The sequence below is a fragment of the Streptomyces sp. NPDC060205 genome, from assembly GCF_042728395.1.
Lineage (GTDB): Bacteria > Actinomycetota > Actinomycetes > Streptomycetales > Streptomycetaceae > Streptomyces.
This window is the reverse complement of record NZ_JBHWZP010000023.1, coordinates 1-16,255: the sequence shown is the minus strand read 5'-3', so window position 1 is coordinate 16,255 and position 16,255 is coordinate 1. Positions and strand designations below refer to the sequence as shown.

Here is a 16,255-nt window from a genome sequence, read left to right as displayed (position 1 = left end):
TCCGACGCACGGGCCGGCAGCGGCACCCGAGCCGGCATCGACGCACGAGCCGGGCCCGCGCCCGCGCCCTGCCCTGGGCGCGGCCGGGCTCAGAGCCAGCCGTTGCGCCGGAATCCCCGGTGGATGCCGAGGCAGAGAGTGGCGATGACACCGAGGGCCAGCGGATAGCCGTACGTCCAGTGCAGTTCCGGCATGTGGTCGAAGTTCATGCCGTAGATGCCGCAGATCATGGTCGGTACGGCGACGATGGCGGCCCAGGCCGTGATCTTGCGCATGTCCTCGTTCTGGGCGACCGTCACCTGGGCCACATGGGCCTGGAGGATCGAGTCGAGCAGCCCGTCGAAGGCGTTGATCTGCTCGGTGGCACGGGCCAGGTGGTCGGCCACGTCACGGAAGTACGGCTGTATCTCCGGGGAGACGGCGGCCGGCGGTTCATGGGCGAGGATCTGCAGGGGCCGGTGCAGGGGCGCCACCGCCCGCTTCAGTTCGAGGAGCTCGCGCTTGAGCTGGTAGATCTGGCCGGCGTCGCCGCGGGCGGTGCGCTCGGCGAAGACCGCGGTCTCGACGGCCTCTATGTCGTTCTGAACGGCGTCCGTGACGTCGAGGTAGTCGTCGACCACTTGGTCCGCGATGGCGTGCAGGACCGCCGAGGGCCCCTTCTGGAGCTGGTCGGGCAGCCGCTCCAGGGCCTCCCGGAGCGGACCGAGGGAGCCGTGGCTGCCGTGCCGGATGGTGATCACGAAGTCCCGGCCGACGAAGACCATCACCTCGCCGGTGTCCACGACCTCGCTGGTCGCGGTGAGCTGCTCGTGCTCGACGTACCGGACGGTCTTGAAGACGGCGAACAGTGTGTCGTCGTAGCGCTCGACCTTCGGCCGCTGATGGGCGTGGATCGCGTCCTCCACGGCCAGCGGATGCAGGCCGAACAGCTTGGCGAGGCCGGCGAACTCCTCCTCGGTGGGCTCGTGCAGACCGATCCAGACGAAGCCCTCCCGGCGCTCGCGGGTCCGGCGGATCGCCTCGCCCGGCGCCCAGTCGCCGGGCTGCCGTCCGCCCTCGCGGTAGACCACGCAGTTCTCCACCGCGCTGCCGAGGGGGGAACGGGCGGGATGGCTGAGGTCCACCGTGCGGCGGTAGGCGCGGCGGACCACTCTGCTGAGGTTGCGGATCATGGGCACTGACTGGGCTCCTTCGGTGACCGGGTCAGTGTGCCACCGGTCCACGACCTCCCCGTGCCACCGGTCCGCGACCGCCTCGCCCACAGGTGCCCGGCGCGACCGGGGCGGGCGGCCCGGCCGGGCCGCCCGCTCCAAGGGCCTGTCGCTATGGCTGCGCCTGGCCGATGTTGACCATCCAGGGGATGCCGAACCGGTCCGTACACATCCCGAACACGTCGCCCCACATCTGTTTCTCCAGCGGGACGGAGACCGTGCCCCCGGCGGACAGCTTCTCCCAGTAGCCGCGCAGCTCGCTCTCGTCGTCGCCGCTCAGGCTCACCGAGAAGTTGCCGCCCGGCGTGTACTCCATGCCCGGTGGGGTGTCGGCTCCCATCAGGGTGAAGCCGCTCGGCGTCTCCAGCATGCCGTGCATGATCTGGTCGGCCTCCGGGGTGCCCGGCGCACCGGCCTCCCCGAAGGTGTTCAGCGCCAGCGTGCCGCCGAAGACCTCCTTGTAGAACTCCATCGCCGGCCGGGCGTCGCCGTCGAAGCTGATGTAGGGGTTGAGGCGTGAAGCCATGGAAACCTCCCAGATCGGACAGAACGAGCAGGTGTCCGCAGACTAGCGCGGGCCACTGACAACGGCCCTGACCAGGCGATCGGCCTCTCCCGACCGCCTGGCGGCACCCCCGGCCCCGCTCACCCCGGGTCAGCGCCCGGCTCACCCCGGGGTCAGCCCTTGGTCAGTTCCTTGAGCGCGGTGTTGAGTTCGAGGACGTTCACCCGGGGCTCGCCCATGAAACCGAGCGTGCGGCCGTCGGTGTGCCGGTCCACGAGCTGCCGCACCCGGGCCACGGACAGGCCGTTCCGCTCGGCGACCCGGTGCACCTGGAGGTCGGCGTAGGCCGGGGAGATGTCCGGGTCGAGGCCGGATCCGGAGGACGTCACCGCGTCGGCGGGGACCTGGGACGGCCTGACCTTGTAGTCGGCCGTCGAGTTGTCCTTGACGACCTTGGCCTTGGCCTCCTTCACCCAGGTGATCAGTTCGGCGTTGTCGCCGGAGCGGTTGGTGGCGCCCGAGAGGATCAGCTTGTACTGGGTGTTGACCGAGTTCTCGCCGAGGCCGTTGGCCGGCCGGGGCTGGAAATAGTCGAGTCCGTAGCCCTGCTGGCCGATCAGCGAGGAGCCGACGACCTTGCCGCCCGAGGTGATCTCCGACCCGTTCGCCTTCGAGTTGAAGAGCGCCTGGGCGACGCCCGTCACGGCGAGGGGGTAGAGCACCCCGCAGACGACGGTGAGGACCAGGAGCGCCCGCAGCCCCGCGCCCAGCAGCCGGGCGGTGTTCGTGACCGAGTTGTTCATGACGATCAGCACGCTTTCGAGGAAGGTCGGGGAGTTACAGCCCGGGGACGAGGGAGAGGAGCAGGTCGATGAGCTTGATGCCGATGAAGGGCGCGATCAGTCCGCCCAGGCCGTAGATGCCGAGGTTGCGCCGCAGCAGCCGGTCGGCGCTGACCGGCCGGTACCGCACTCCGCGCAGGGCGAGCGGCACCAGCGCGATGATGACCAGCGCGTTGAAGATCACCGCGGCGAGGATCGCAGAGTCCGGCGAGGACAGCTGCATGACGTTGAGCTTGTCCAGGCCCGGGTAGACCGCCGCGAACAGCGCGGGGATGATCGCGAAGTACTTGGCGACGTCGTTGGCGATGGAGAACGTCGTCAGCGCGCCCCGGGTGATGAGGAGCTGCTTGCCGATCTCGACGATCTCGATGAGCTTGGTCGGGTTGGAGTCGAGGTCGACCATGTTCCCGGCCTCCTTGGCGGCCGAGGTGCCCGTGTTCATGGCCACCCCCACGTCCGCCTGGGCCAGCGCCGGCGCGTCGTTCGTACCGTCGCCCGTCATCGCGACGAGCTTGCCGCCCGCCTGCTCACGCTTGATGAGCGCCATCTTGTCCTCGGGGGTGGCCTCCGCGAGGAAGTCGTCGACGCCCGCCTCCTCGGCGATGGCCCTGGCCGTCAGCGGGTTGTCGCCGGTGATCATGACGGTCCTGATGCCCATGCGGCGCAGTTCGCCGAACCGCTCGCGCATCCCGTCCTTGACGACGTCCTTGAGGTGGATGACACCCAGCACACGGGCGCCCTCGGTGTCGTCGACGGCCACGAGCAGCGGGGTGCCGCCCGCCTCGGAGATCCGGTCGGTCCGGTCCGCCACGTCCGCGGCGACCGTGCCGCCCCGCTCCTTCACCCAGGCGACGACGGAGCCGGCCGCTCCCTTGCGGACCCTGCGTCCGTCGACGTCGACGCCGGACATCCGGGTCTGGGCGGTGAAGGTGATCCACTCGGCGTGCGCCAGCTCGCCCTGGTGGCGCTCGCGCAGTCCGTACCGCTCCTTCGCCAGGATGACGACGGAACGGCCCTCGGGGGTCTCGTCGGCCAGCGAGGAGAGCTGCGCGGCGTCGGCCAGTTCGGCCTCGGTGGTGCCGGTGACGGGCACGAACTCGGCGGCCTGCCGGTTGCCGAGCGTGATGGTGCCGGTCTTGTCGAGCAGCAGCGTGGACACGTCACCGGCGGCCTCGACCGCCCGGCCGGACATGGCCAGGACGTTGCGCTGCACCAGCCGGTCCATGCCGGCGATGCCGATCGCGGAGAGCAGCGCGCCGATCGTGGTCGGGATCAGACAGACGAGCAGCGCCACCAGCACGACCATCGTGAGGTGCGTGCCCGCGTAGTTCGCGAACGGCGGCAGCGTGGCCACCGCGAGGAGGAAGACGATCGTCAGCGAGGCGAGCAGGATGTTCAGCGCGATCTCGTTGGGCGTCTTCTGCCGGGCTGCGCCCTCGACCAGGTTGATCATGCGGTCGATGAAGGTCTCGCCGGGCTTCGTGGTGATCTTGACGACGATGCGGTCGGACAGCACCTTGGTGCCGCCGGTGACGGCCGAGCGGTCGCCGCCGGACTCGCGGATGACGGGGGCGGACTCCCCCGTGATCGCCGACTCGTCCACGGAGGCCACGCCCTCGACGACGTCACCGTCGCCGGGGATGATGTCGCCGGCCTCGCAGACGACCCGGTCGCCGATGCGCAGTTCGGTGCCGGGAACCGCTTCCTCCTCGGCACCGCGCAGACGCCTGGCCACGGTGTCGGTCTTGGCCTTGCGCAGGGTGTCCGCCTGCGCCTTGCCACGGCCCTCCGCCACCGCCTCCGCCAGGTTGGCGAAGATCACGGTCAGCCAGAGCCAGGCGCTGATCGTCCAGCCGAACCAGTCGCCCGGGTCCTTGAACGAGAAGAGCGTCGTCAGGACCGAGCCGACCAGCACCACGAACATCACGGGGGACTTGACCATCACCCGCGGGTCCAGTTTGCGGAAGGCGTCCGGCAGCGACTTGACCAGTTGCTTCGGGTCGAAGAGACCCCCGCCGACCCGGCCTTCGCCGCCAGTGCGTGCGGCCGGTGCGCCGGTGCCGGCACCGGTGTCGCTGTCGCTGTCGGGGTGTATGTGTGTCGTCATGATGCCAGCCCCTCCGCCAGCGGACCCAGCGCGAGCGCGGGGAAATACGTGAGACCGGTGATGATGAGGATCGCGCCCACCAGCAGTCCGGTGAACAGCGGTTTGTCCGTGCGCAGCGTGCCCGCGGTCTCCGGTACGGGCTTCTGTCCGGCGAGCGAACCGGCGAGCGCCAGGACGAAGACCATGGGCACGAACCGGCCGAGCAGCATCGCCACGCCCAGGGTGGTGTTGAACCACTGGGTGTCCGCGTTCAGACCCGCGAAGGCCGAGCCGTTGTTGTTGGCGGCGGACGTGTAGGCGTACAGGATCTCGGAGAAGCCGTGCGCACCGGTGTTGGTCATCGAGTGGCCCGGCGTCGGCAGGGCCATCGCCGCGGCGGTGAGGACGAGGACGAGTGCCGGGGTGATGAGGATGTACAGGGCCGCGAACTTGATCTCGCGGGTGCCGATCTTCTTGCCCAGGTACTCGGGGGTGCGGCCGACCATCAGACCGGCGATGAACACCGCGATGATCGCCATGATCAGCATGCCGTAGAGGCCGGATCCGGTGCCGCCGGGCGCGATCTCGCCGAGTTGCATGCCCAGCAGGGTGATGCCGCCGCCGAGGCCCGTGAACGAGGAGTGGAAGGAGTCCACCGCGCCGGTCGAGGTCAGCGTCGTGGACACCGCGAAGATCGACGAGGCGCCGACGCCGAAGCGGGTCTCCTTGCCCTCCAGCGCGCCGCCCGCGAGGTCGAAGGCGGGGCCGTGGTGGGCGAACTCGGTCCACATCATCAGGGCGACGAAGCCGACCCAGATGGTGGCCATGGTGGCGAGGATCGCGTAGCCCTGCTTCAGGCTGCCGACCATCCGGCCGAAGGTGCGGGTCAGCGAGAACGGCACGACCAGGATCAGGAAGATCTCGAAGAGGTTCGAGAAGGGGGTGGGGTTCTCGAAGGGGTGGGCGCTGTTGGCGTTGAAGTAGCCGCCGCCGTTGGTGCCGAGTTCCTTGATGGCCTCCTGGGAGGCGACCGCGCCGCCGTTCCACTGCTGCGAGCCGCCCGAGAACTGGCCGACCTCGTGGATGCCGGAGAAGTTCTGGATCACTCCGCAGGCGACCAGGACGATCGCGGCGATCACGGACAGCGGTATCAGGATGCGGACGACCCCGCGGACGAGGTCCGCCCAGAAGTTGCCGAGGTCGCCGTTGCGGGTGCGCGCGAAGCCTCGTACGAGGGCGACGGCGACCGCGATGCCGACGGCCGCGGAGACGAAGTTCTGCACGGCCAGACCGGCGGTCTGCACGACGTGGCCCATGGCCTGTTCGCCGTAGTACGACTGCCAGTTGGTGTTCGTGACGAAGGAGACGGCGGTGTTGAACGCCTGGTCCGGGTCGATGGAGGAGAAGCCGAGCGAACCGGGCAGCACGCCCTGCAGGCGCTGCAGGAGGTACAGGAAGAGCACGCCTGCGGCGGAGAAGGCGAGGACTCCGCGCAGGTACGCGGGCCAGCGCATCCCGGTGTCCGGGTCGGCGCCGATGCCCTTGTAGATCCACTTCTCGACGCGCAGATGCCGGTCCGAGGAGTAGACCCGGGCCATGTAGTCGCCGAGGGGGCGGTAGGCGAGTGCCAGCGCCGCTATGAGTGCCAGCAGCTGAAGGATGCCGGCGAGTACGGGGCTCATGTCGTGCTCAGAACCTCTCGGGGAACACAAGGGCGAGGACGAGATAGCCCAGCAGGGCGACGGCCACGATCAGGCCGACAAGGTTCTCGGCGGTCACAGCTTCGTCACCCCCTTGGCGACGAGGGCCACCAGCGCGAACAGCGCGATCGTGGTGACGACGAAGGCCACATCGGCCATCGTGAGCTCCTGAATGAGGTTCCGGATGCGGTGCCGGTGCCCTGGCGGACCGCGCCAGTGCCCCGGCCGAACGCCTTGACCTTCAGAGCAAACATCCGGCGGAACCGCTCGCGGCGCACGTTGACGGCTCCCTGACGCCGTTGTGTGCGCTCTTGACGGATCTCATACGCCCGTACGACGCACCGCCGTGCAACCGGCACCCCCGAGTGGCCCCGGAGCATCCCCGAAGCGGCTAAACCGCTGGTCCGGGCTTTGTGGCCACCACCATGCGGCAGCGCGGGCTGCCGTCGTCCCGGCGGCCGAACTCGGACAGGGCGTGCAGTTCGACGGTGAGGCCCGCGCGGGTCAGCTCCCGTCGCACGTCGTCGAGCCGGAACGCGCGGTAGTACATGACGAACGGCGGACGCCACACCGCGTTGCGCACCTTCATCGCCGCGTCGAAGCCGAGCATGGCCCAGTAGCCGGGCGAACCGGGGCGGGCCGGCGCCATGATCGGGAAGGCGAACCGGCCGCCGGGCCTGAGCACCGAGTGGACCTGCTCGAACAGACCGGGCAGTTCGCGGGGCAGGAAGTGTCCGAACGCCCCGAAGCTCACGACCAGGTCGAAGACCGGGCCGAACGGCAGGGCCAGGGCGTCACAGCGCACCCAGGCGGGGGACGGTCCGCCGGGCCGTTCACGCCGTCGCGCCTCGGCGAGCATGCCCGCGCTGATGTCGACGCCGGTGACGCTCTCCCAGCACACCGTGCCCAGCACGTCCATGCCCGCGCCGGTGCCGCAGCACAGGTCGAGCCCGCGCCCGAACGGCCCCATGCCCGTCAGGGCCCGCTCGACGGACCGCAGGAACGCGTCCGGCGTACGGAACGGGGTGTGGTCGAACTTCGGGGCGAGGAGGTCGTAGCCGTGCTCGACGGACGACAGCGCCTGCACGGCGAGTTCGCGGAACGTGGGGCCCTGAGGGGTGAACATCGTCGATCAGCTTAGGGCTTCCTGCCGGTTTCCCGAGGACTTCCTGGGGCTTTCCGGGGTTTCCCGCCCGGGCCCTGGCCAGGGCGTGGCCTTTCGGACACGTGCGGGCACTGTCACCCTCGACATCGAGGACGTTCCGCCCAGGGAAAGGCTGTACCTGCCCCATGAGCTCCTTCCGCCCCGCACCCGCATGGCTGGCCGACGCGGTCTTCTACCAGATCTACCCGCAGTCGTTCGCGGACTCGAACGGCGACGGCATCGGTGACTTCGACGGCATCTGCGAACGGCTGGACCATCTGGCCTGGCTCGGGGTGAACACCGTCTGGCTGAACCCGTGCTTCGAATCGCCCTTCGGGGACGCGGGTTACGACGTCTCCGACTATCTGAACGTAGCCCCCCGCTACGGCTCGAACGACGACCTCGCCAAGCTCGTCGACCGGGCGCGCGGCCACGGGATCCGCGTACTCCTCGATCTGGTCGCGGGACACACCTCCGACCGGCACCCGTGGTTCACCGCGTCGGCGGACGATCCCGACGACCATCGCTACATCTGGACCGCGGAGGGCCGCCCGGACGGTTTCGTGGCCTCCCCCGGCAGCCGTCCGGGTGCGTATCTGCCGAACTTCTTCGCCTTCCAGCCCGCCCTCAACTTCGGTTACGCGCGCACGGATCCGGCCGAGCCCTGGCGTCAGCCGGTGGACGCGGAGGGCCCGCGCGCCAACCGGGAGGCACTCCGCACGATCATGGACCACTGGCTGGGCCTCGGCCTGTCGGGCTTCCGCGTCGACATGGCCGCCTCGCTCGTCAAGGACGACCCGGACAAGGCGGAGACGAGCAGGATCTGGACACAGTTGCGTCACTGGCTGGACCGCAGCCACCCGGACGCGGTGATCCTCTCGGAGTGGGGCGAGCCGGAGGTGTCCGTCCCTGCGGGGTTCCACACGGACTTCTTCCTCCAGTTCGGCGGTCCCACGGACGGTCTCGCGCTGCGCTCGCTGTGGAGCAACGGCTCCGGGACCGTCAACCTCGAATGGGATCCGCTGGACTGCTTCTTCGACCCGGGCGGCAAGGGCTCGCCGCGGCCCTTCGTCGAGGCCTGGCGGCAGGCGTCGACGGCCCTCGGCGACAGCGGCTTCATCTCGCTGCCGACCGCCAACCACGACTTCTCGCGCCTCAACTGCGGGCCGCGCTCGGCCGAACAGCTCCCGGCCGCCTTCGTCTTCCAGCTCACCTGGCCCACGCTGCCCGCGATCTACTACGGCGACGAGATCGGCATGCGGTACGTCCCGGACCTCCCCGACACGGAGGGCAGTGTGCTCGGGCCCGCCTACAACCGCGCCGGTTCCCGTACGCCGATGCAGTGGGACGACAGCCCGAACGCCGGTTTCTCCACGTCCGAGCACCCCTACCTCCCGGTCGACCCGGATCCCGGCCGTCCCACCGTCGCCGCCCAGCGCGCCGACGACACGTCCCTCCTGCACCTCGTACGCCGTCTCATCGCCCTGCGCACCTCCACACCCGAACTCGGCCCGGACGGCTCGGTGGAGGTGGTGCACGAGGGCTACCCCTTCGTGCACGTACGCGGCGGACGGTATCTCGTGGTCGTCAACCCCCGCCAGGAGCAGACGAGTTGCCCGCTCGGGGACCTCCGGCCGGGCCGGGCCCTCGAAGCGTCCGGTGTCGTCACCGACGGCGGCACGCTCACGGCGGAGGCGTTCGGCTACGGAATCTTCGAGCTGACCCCTTAGCACCGCGTCCAGCAGGCCGGCGTCAGCCCGGTCGGCACTCCGCGAGCCGCTTGCGCAGGAAGCGCCGCTCGGCGTCGTTCTCCACCAGCTCCAGCGCCTGTCCGTACGCCTCGGCGGCCTCCTCCAGACGTCCCGTGCGCCGCAGGAGGTCCGCCCGGGTGGCGGGCAGCAGGTGGTAGTCCGCCAGTTCCCCGCTCTCCTCAAGCGCCGCGACGAGGGCCAGCCCGGCCTCGGGGCTCTCGGCCATGCCGACAGCCACCGCGCGGTTGAGGCGCACCACGGCGGACGGCACCCGGCGTTCCAGCTCGGCGTACAGTCCGGCGATGTCCGCCCAGTCCGTGTCCTGTGCCGTGGCCGCGGTGGTGTGACAGGCCGCGACGGCCGCCTGGATCTGGTACGGGCCCGGCCGCCCCCGGCGCAGCGCGGTCTCCAGCAGGGCCGCGCCCTCGTCGATCTCCGCCCGGTCCCAGGACGTACGGTCCTGGTCCTCCAGTGTGACCAGGTCCCCGGCCGCGTCCACGCGGGTGCCGCGCCGGGCGTCGTGCAGGAGCAGGAGCGCGAGCAGACCCAGTACCTCGGGTTCGTCGGGCATGAGGCGGACCAGCACCCGCGCCAGCCGGACGGCCTCCGCGCAGAGGTCCGTACGGATCAGGTCCGCGCCGGACGAGGCCGCGTACCCCTCGTTGAACAGCAGGTACACGACGCCCAGCACCCCCGTCGTACGTTCGGGGAGCAGATGCGCGGGCGGTACCCGGTAGGGGATGCCGGCGTTGCGGATCTTGCGTTTGGCCCGGACGAGGCGTTGCGCCATCGTCGCCTCGGGGACGAGGAAGGCATGGGCGATCTCGGGGGTGGTGAGCCCCGCGAGGGTGCGCAGGGTCAGGGCGACCCTGGCCTCGACGGGCAGCGCGGGATGGCAGCAGGTGAAGATCAGCCGCAGCCGGTCGTCCGTCACCCCGCTGTCGTCGTCGGAGTCCGGGTCCCGCGGGCCGCCGGGTCCCCCGTCCCGTGCCAGCATCGCGACCTCCCGCAGTTTCGCCGCTCCCACCGCTCGGCGGCGTGTGACGTCCTTGGCGCGGTTGCGCGCGGTCGTGGTCAGCCAGGCGCCGGGGCGGCGCGGTACTCCGTCGCGCCGCCACCGGTCGAGGGCCTGGGTGAAGGCGTCCTGGGCGCACTCCTCGGCGAGGTCCCAGTCGCCGGTCACCCGGATCAGGGTGGCGACGACTTGGCCCCATTCCTCGCGGAAGGCGGCGCCGACGGCCTCCTCGACGCCGTCCGCGCCTCCGTCCTTCTCCACCTCTGCGCCGCCGCTCATTCCCAGATCGGCCGTACCTCGACCGATCCACCGCCCAGTGCGGCCGGATGGCGGGAGGCGAGCGCGATGGCCTCGTCGAGGTCGGCGACGTCGATGATGTCGAAGCCCGCGATGTACTCCTTGGACTCCGCGAACGGGCCGTCGCTGAGCAGTACCTCGTCGCCCTGGACGCGGACGGTGGTGGCGGCGTCGGCCGGCCGCAGCCGTGCGCCGCCCTTCACCATGCCACCGGCGCGCACATGGTCGATGTACGAGGTGAAACGGGGGTCGTCGGCGATCTCCTCGGGGCTCAGCTCCTCACCGTCGACGGGTGTGCAGATGAACATCACGTACTTCATGGTTCCTCCCGGTGGTGCGTGGGTGCGATCCCGGTGTGCAGAGGTCCTTGCACCCCACCGACGAACGGGCCCGGGCCGGATCGACACACCCTCCATGATTGCTCCGGCAAGCCGCCCTCACACCCCTACGGCCTCCACACCCTTACGGGGAGCTCCTGGACGCTGTTGCCCACGAAACTGGCGCCGCGGGTGAGCTCCGTCTCGGGTACGGCGAGGTCGAGGCCGGGGAAGCGTGTGAACAGGCGTTCCAGGGCGATGGCGGACTCCATCCGGGCCAGTGGGGCGCCCAGGCAGTAGTGGGCGCCGTGCCCGAGGGACAGATGCCGGGCGGCGCCGGGTCCGGCGGGCCTGGTGACGTCGAAGAGGTCGGCGTCGGGGCCGTGCGCGGCGCGGTCGCGGCCCGCGGCCGAGTAGCCGGCGAGGACGGGTGTGCCCCCGGGTATGAGGGTGCCGTCGACGATCAGGTCTCCGACGGGATAGCGGAAGGGGAAGTAGCTGACCGGCGCGTCCCAGCGGAGGGTCTCCTCGACCGCGTCGGCCCAGCCCGCCTCGCCCCGCACGATGCGTTCCAGCTGGTCACGGTGGCCGCACAGGGCGCGTACGGCGTTGGTGATCAGGTTCAGTGTGGTCTCGTGTCCGGCGATGATCATCAGGACGAGGGTGCCGAGGAGTTCCTCGTGGGTGAGCCGGTCGCCGCCCTCGTCGCGGGCGGCGATCAGCGCGCTGGTGAGGTCGTCACCGGGCCGGTCCGTTCTGGCCTGGACGACCGCGCCGAGGACGGCCATCAGTTCCCGGTTGGCGGCCAGCGCGCGCTCGGGGCCGATGTCGGTGGCGACGACCTGGTTGGAGAGATGGTGGAGCCGGTCGCGGAACTCGGCGTCCACACCGAGCAGTTCACCGATGACGCCCATGGGCAGCGGCATCGCGAAGTGCGCGCGCAGATCGGCGACTCCCCCGCCGTCGTGGGCCGCACGCTCCAGACCGTCGAGCAGTTCTTCGGTCAACTCCGCGACGCGTGGCCGTAGTTGCTCGACGCGCCGGGCGGTGAACGCCCTGCTGACGAGCGACCGCAGCCGCCGGTGGTCGTCGCCGTCCGCGGTCGTCATGCCCCGTACCGTCGCGAAGGTGGCGAGGGGCCAGCCGGGGGCGATGCGGCCTTCCCGGAGCGCGGTGAAGTGGCTCGCGCCCTTGGCGACTTGCGGGTGTGCGAGGAACTCCTTCAGTGCCTCGTGCCCCAGGACCGCCATACCGTCCACCCCGCCGGGCAGGACGACCGGCGCCACGGCTCCGCGGGCGAGAAGACGCGCGTTGTCGGCGTGCGGACAGCCGCCGGCCGGGTCCAGGCGGTGTGGCACTCCGGACGTGCCGGGTGCAGCTGCGGTTCTGTTCGACGGTTCGGCTGCCGTGCTGTCCATCGCGATCTCCTGACTGCGGTCGACGGCAGTCGGAGGCCGTCACAGGAAGGGGGTGCCCGGGTCGACGCCCGAGAGTACGCGGCCGTGGATCTCCAGGTTGGTGGCGGGGTTGACGAAGGAGTGCAGCGTCAGGGCGTTGATGTCCCGGGCGATGCGCTGCAGGGGCACCGACCGCTGCAGGGAGGAGGCACCGGCGGCCGAGGCGAGCAGGTCGACGCCCTCCTTGCAGAGCCTTGTGAGATAGCCGCACTCGGCCCGGATCCTGGACCGCTCCAGCGGGGTGTACGGGTCGCCGTCACGGGCCTTGGTCTCGATCTCGGCGATCAGCCGGGCGGCCACCAGTTCGGCGGCGGAGATCCTCATCTGCGCCTCGGCGAACTGGAGATGGGTGACGGTGGCCTCGTCCTGCCGCTCGTGGAAGGTGTACGTGATGCCGCGCCGGTGGATGCGCTCGCCGAACTCGGTCAGCGCCGCCCGCCCGAGGCCCAGCGCCGCCGACGCCGTCCAGGCGCAGAACAGCAGCAGCACGGGCATGCGGTAGAAGGGGTCCTCCGCGTTGGTCTTCGAGGGGGTCCGCCCGGCCAGCATCGGCCCGACCGGGAGCACCCGGTGTGCGGGGACGGGAATGTTCCGGGCCACGACGGTGTTGCTGCCAGTACCGGCGAGACCTGTGGTGTCCCAGTCGTCCAGGATCTCCAGCTCGGACATCGGCACCGCGAGCCAAAGGATCTCGGGCGGTCCTTCCCGGGGCGGTCCGTCGGCGGGGACGACCGCGGCCGTCAGCAGATGCCAGTGCGCGTGATGGCAGCCGGTCGCGAAGCCCGAGGCGCCGTCCACCCGATAGCCCCCGTCGTACGGCACCGCCGTGGCGCCGGGGACGAGCGTGCCGCCGATCCTGACATCGGGTCCGGCCGGTCCGGTGAAGAAGTCGTCCTGCGCCTCGTCGGGGAAGAGCGCCGCGATGTACGAGACACCCGCCTGACTGAGTGTCACCCATGCGGTGGAGGCGCATTCGAGGGCGATCTCGGCGAACGCGTCGACCTGGATGTGCAGCGGGGTCTGGTGACCGCCGTATCGCGCGGGGACGTTCATCCGGTGCACACCGGTGCCGCTCAGCGCGGCGACGACCTCGTCCGGCACCCGCCGGTCGTGCTCGGCCCGCAGCGCGTTCTGCCTGATCAGCGGCCGTAACTCCCGTATGCGTGCGACGATCCCGGCATCGACCATGCCGACCACCGTGGCGTGCGGCACCACCTGTGTCAACGCCCCGGGATCCGGCCACTTCCCACGCCACCGGACGCGAGGGTGCTACAGTGCCATCAGCACCTGTGTACGCCTCCTTCAGGCGCCGGTGCAGATTTTCTCCTCTCCCGCTGGTCCGCCCGTCGATTCCCGACCGGCGCACAGCATCTTCTTCGCAGCACCTCTCTTCGTACGGCCTTCGTCCGTCGTACGCGTTTCGAGAAGTGCCGCGTTCCGCCGGCAGGGCGTGAAGTCACCGCCCCTGCTCCGGCCTCTCCCCCAACCGTGCGACCCAGCCGAGAACTTCAACCATCCGTCCGCGAAAGGACACCCACCATGACCACCACACTCGAACGCCCGCCCACTCCCGTCACGGACCTGGAGCAGGCCACCGGCGTACTCGACCTCACCTCGAACGGGCAGGGCCACCTGCGCGCCGAGAACCTGCTCCCCGGAGCGGCCGACCTTCAGGTCCCCACCTCGCTGATCCGCCGGTACGGCCTGCGCAAGGGCGACCACGTCGAAGGACTGCGCGGCCGGCAGCGCGCCCTCACCGAGGTCCGGCGGATCAACGGCCGTCCCGCCGACGAGGCACGGAGCCGTCCGCACTTCCGTGACCTGACCCCGCTGCACCCGCGCGAGCGGCTGCGCCTCGAACACCCCGCGGGCGGTGCGACCACCCGCCTCGTCGACCTGGTCGCGCCGATCGGCAAGGGCCAGCGCGGCCTGATCGTCGCCCCGCCCAAGACCGGCAAGACCGTACTGCTCCAGCAGTTGGCCGCCGCCGTGGCCGGCAACCACCCCGAGACCCGTCTGATGGTGGTGCTCCTCGACGAGCGTCCCGAGGAGGTGACCGACATGCGTCGCTCCGTGCGCGGCGAGGTGTTCGCCTCCACCTTCGACCAGAGCCCCAAGCAGCACATCGCGCTGGCCGAGCTGGCCGTCGAGCGGGCCAAGCGGCTCGTCGAGGCGGGCCAGGACGTCGTGATCCTGCTCGACTCGCTCACCCGGCTGTGCCGGGCCCACAACAACGCGGCCGCCTCGGGTGGCCGCACCCTCAGCGGCGGTGTCGACGCGGGCTCGCTCCAGGGGCCCAAGCGGCTCTTCGGCGCGGCCCGGCTCGCCGAGGAGGGCGGCTCGCTCACCATCATCGCCACGGCCCTCGTGGACACCGGCTCCCGCGCCGACGACTACTACTTCGAGGAGCTCAAGAGCACCGGCAACATGGAGCTCCGGCTGGACCGCACCCTCGCGTCCCGCCGCGTCTTCCCCGCCGTAGACATCACCCCGTCCGGCACCCGCCGCGAGGAACTCCTCGTCCCCGCCTCGGAGTTGACCGCCGTACGAGGACTGCGGCGCGCCCTGCACTCCCGCGGTGACGGGCAGGCAGGTCTGGAGACCCTGCTGGAGCGGCTGCGGCGGACCCCGGACAACGCGACCTTCCTCCGGCAGGTCCAGCAGACCGTGCCGGGCAGCCAGTAAGCGGCCTCGGACACCTGCCGCGCATCGGCGTCCGCTGCGGCATCCGGGTGTTCGGCAGCTCCGTTCGGCCGAGGCGGTTCGCCTTGCGACCTGCGCGTTCCTACGTTTGCGGTATGACCATCGGACTCCCTGCCCGCACGGCCGTCTCCTGCTCCGCCCTCTGCGTCGTCGGGGCACTCGCCCTCGCGCCGGGACCGGTCGCGGCCCTCGGCGGGGCGCACACGGCCGTCGCCCCTCGCGTCGGAGCGGGCAGCGCACACACCGGGCCCACTCCGAGCACCGCCCATCCCCCGCCCGCGCCTCCCGCGAAGTCCTCGCCGCCCTCACCATCCCCGGCCTTGGACCGTCCCGGGACACAGGTCAGGCTCCGGGCCGGAGCGCCCGGCGTGCCGCAGGAGATGTCCGCCCGGTCCTGGCTGGTGGCCGACGCCGACACCGGCGACGTGCTCGCGGCACACAACGCCCACCTCGCGCTGCCGCCCGCCAGCACGCTCAAGACCCTGTTCGCGGTGACCGTGCTCCCGGTGCTGCCCTCGGCGGTCCGGCACACCGTCACCGAGGCCGACCTGTCCGGCATCGGCCCCGGCAGCAGCCTGGTCGGGGTCCGCGCGGGGCACACCTACCGGGCGTCCGACCTGTGGCGGGGCGTCTTCCTCAACTCCGGCAACGACGCCGTCCACGTCCTCGCCGCGATGAACGGCGGCTGGCGCGCCACGGCCGCCCAGATGCAGGCCAAGGCCCGTTCCCTGGGCGCCCGTGACACCCACGTCGTCTCCCCCGACGGCTACGACATGCCCGGGCAGGTGTCGTCCGCGTACGACCTGGCCGTCTTCGGGCGCGCGGGGCTCCGCAACACGGACTTCGTCCGCTACTGCGCCACCGTCCGCGCGAAGTTCCCCGGCGACGGCTGGGCGTACGAGATCGAGAACACCAACCGGCTGCTCTCCGGTGCCGACGGCGTCGCGCCCTATCCGGGGCTCATCGGCATCAAGAACGGGTCCACGTCCCAGGCGGGCAGCACGCTCGTGGCCGCCGCGCGCCGGGGCGGGCACACCCTCGTCGTCACCGTGATGAACCCTCAGGAGGGCGGCAGGTTCGCCGTGTACGAGGAGGCGCGCTCCTTGCTCGACTGGGGTTTCGGGGCCACCGGCCGGGTCGATCCGGTCGGCTCGCTGCTGCCTCGTCCTGCTTCGCGGGCCACCGCGGGTCCGGCCGCCGGGGCACGGCCCGGCCCCGGTCCGGGCG

At 71.0% G+C, this 16,255-nt stretch carries 14 protein-coding genes; 3 read left to right on the top strand and 11 right to left on the bottom strand.

Going from position 1 to position 16,255, the window contains the following annotated elements:
* Positions 1 to 89 precede the first annotated feature (89 nt).
* The 7 genes from corA to ACFWGJ_RS06440 form a co-directional block, all read right to left on the bottom strand.
* On the bottom strand, positions 90 to 1,172 hold the full coding sequence (gene corA, locus ACFWGJ_RS06470; RefSeq protein WP_387321437.1) for a magnesium/cobalt transporter CorA: 1,083 nt from the start codon (positions 1,170 to 1,172) through the stop codon (positions 90 to 92).
* A 151-nt stretch (positions 1,173 to 1,323) separates the two neighbouring features.
* Positions 1,324 to 1,737, bottom strand: a complete 414-nt coding sequence (locus ACFWGJ_RS06465) for a VOC family protein (RefSeq protein ID WP_387321436.1) — start codon at positions 1,735 to 1,737, stop codon at positions 1,324 to 1,326.
* A 152-nt stretch (positions 1,738 to 1,889) separates the two neighbouring features.
* A complete protein-coding gene (locus ACFWGJ_RS06460) occupies positions 1,890 to 2,519 on the bottom strand; it encodes a potassium-transporting ATPase subunit C (RefSeq protein ID WP_387321466.1) in 630 nt (209 codons plus the stop codon).
* Between the two features lie 34 nt (positions 2,520 to 2,553).
* On the bottom strand, positions 2,554 to 4,665 hold the full coding sequence (kdpB, locus tag ACFWGJ_RS06455) for a potassium-transporting ATPase subunit KdpB (RefSeq protein WP_387321435.1): 2,112 nt from the start codon (positions 4,663 to 4,665) through the stop codon (positions 2,554 to 2,556).
* Positions 4,662 to 6,326, bottom strand: coding sequence for a potassium-transporting ATPase subunit KdpA (gene kdpA / locus ACFWGJ_RS06450; protein WP_387321434.1), 1,665 nt, complete (start codon positions 6,324 to 6,326; stop codon positions 4,662 to 4,664). The genes kdpB and kdpA overlap by 4 nt, the downstream gene beginning before the upstream one ends.
* 7 nt (positions 6,327 to 6,333) lie before the next feature.
* Complete coding sequence (gene kdpF, locus ACFWGJ_RS06445; RefSeq protein WP_073447570.1) at positions 6,334 to 6,423, bottom strand: K(+)-transporting ATPase subunit F; 90 nt, start codon at positions 6,421 to 6,423, stop codon at positions 6,334 to 6,336.
* 312 nt (positions 6,424 to 6,735) lie between these two features.
* A complete protein-coding gene (locus tag ACFWGJ_RS06440) occupies positions 6,736 to 7,470 on the bottom strand; it encodes a class I SAM-dependent methyltransferase (protein WP_387321433.1) in 735 nt (244 codons plus the stop codon).
* 164 nt (positions 7,471 to 7,634) lie between these two features.
* Here ACFWGJ_RS06440 and ACFWGJ_RS06435 point away from each other — a divergent pair, with 164 nt between their 5' ends.
* Positions 7,635 to 9,218: an alpha-amylase family glycosyl hydrolase gene (locus tag ACFWGJ_RS06435; RefSeq protein WP_387321432.1), complete on the top strand. Its 1,584-nt coding sequence runs from the start codon at positions 7,635 to 7,637 to the stop codon at positions 9,216 to 9,218.
* Between the two features lie 22 nt (positions 9,219 to 9,240).
* Here ACFWGJ_RS06435 and ACFWGJ_RS06430 read toward each other — a convergent pair whose 3' ends face one another.
* The 4 genes from ACFWGJ_RS06430 to ACFWGJ_RS06415 all read right to left on the bottom strand — a co-directional run bounded on the left by ACFWGJ_RS06430 (position 9,241) and on the right by ACFWGJ_RS06415 (position 13,513).
* The gene (locus tag ACFWGJ_RS06430) at positions 9,241 to 10,533 is read right to left on the bottom strand and encodes an RNA polymerase sigma factor (protein WP_387321431.1); all 1,293 of its coding nucleotides are present in this window, start codon (positions 10,531 to 10,533) and stop codon (positions 9,241 to 9,243) included.
* On the bottom strand, positions 10,530 to 10,871 hold the full coding sequence (locus ACFWGJ_RS06425; protein ID WP_387321430.1) for a YciI family protein: 342 nt from the start codon (positions 10,869 to 10,871) through the stop codon (positions 10,530 to 10,532). Before ACFWGJ_RS06425 ends, ACFWGJ_RS06430 begins: the two co-directional genes overlap by 4 nt.
* A 125-nt stretch (positions 10,872 to 10,996) precedes the next feature.
* Complete coding sequence (locus ACFWGJ_RS06420) at positions 10,997 to 12,286, bottom strand: cytochrome P450 (protein ID WP_387321429.1); 1,290 nt, start codon at positions 12,284 to 12,286, stop codon at positions 10,997 to 10,999.
* Between the two features lie 39 nt (positions 12,287 to 12,325).
* On the bottom strand, positions 12,326 to 13,513 hold the full coding sequence (locus ACFWGJ_RS06415) for a flavin-dependent monooxygenase (RefSeq protein ID WP_387321428.1): 1,188 nt from the start codon (positions 13,511 to 13,513) through the stop codon (positions 12,326 to 12,328).
* A gap of 351 nt (positions 13,514 to 13,864) precedes the next feature.
* On the opposite strand from ACFWGJ_RS06415, the gene rho reads away from it, so the two are divergent.
* Positions 13,865 to 15,010 (top strand): transcription termination factor Rho, encoded by a 1,146-nt coding sequence (gene rho / locus ACFWGJ_RS06410; protein ID WP_387321427.1) that lies wholly within the window; start codon positions 13,865 to 13,867, stop codon positions 15,008 to 15,010.
* A 113-nt stretch (positions 15,011 to 15,123) separates the two neighbouring features.
* A partial coding sequence (locus ACFWGJ_RS06405; RefSeq protein ID WP_387321426.1) for a D-alanyl-D-alanine carboxypeptidase family protein occupies positions 15,124 to 16,255 on the top strand: 1,132 nt, incomplete at its 3' end.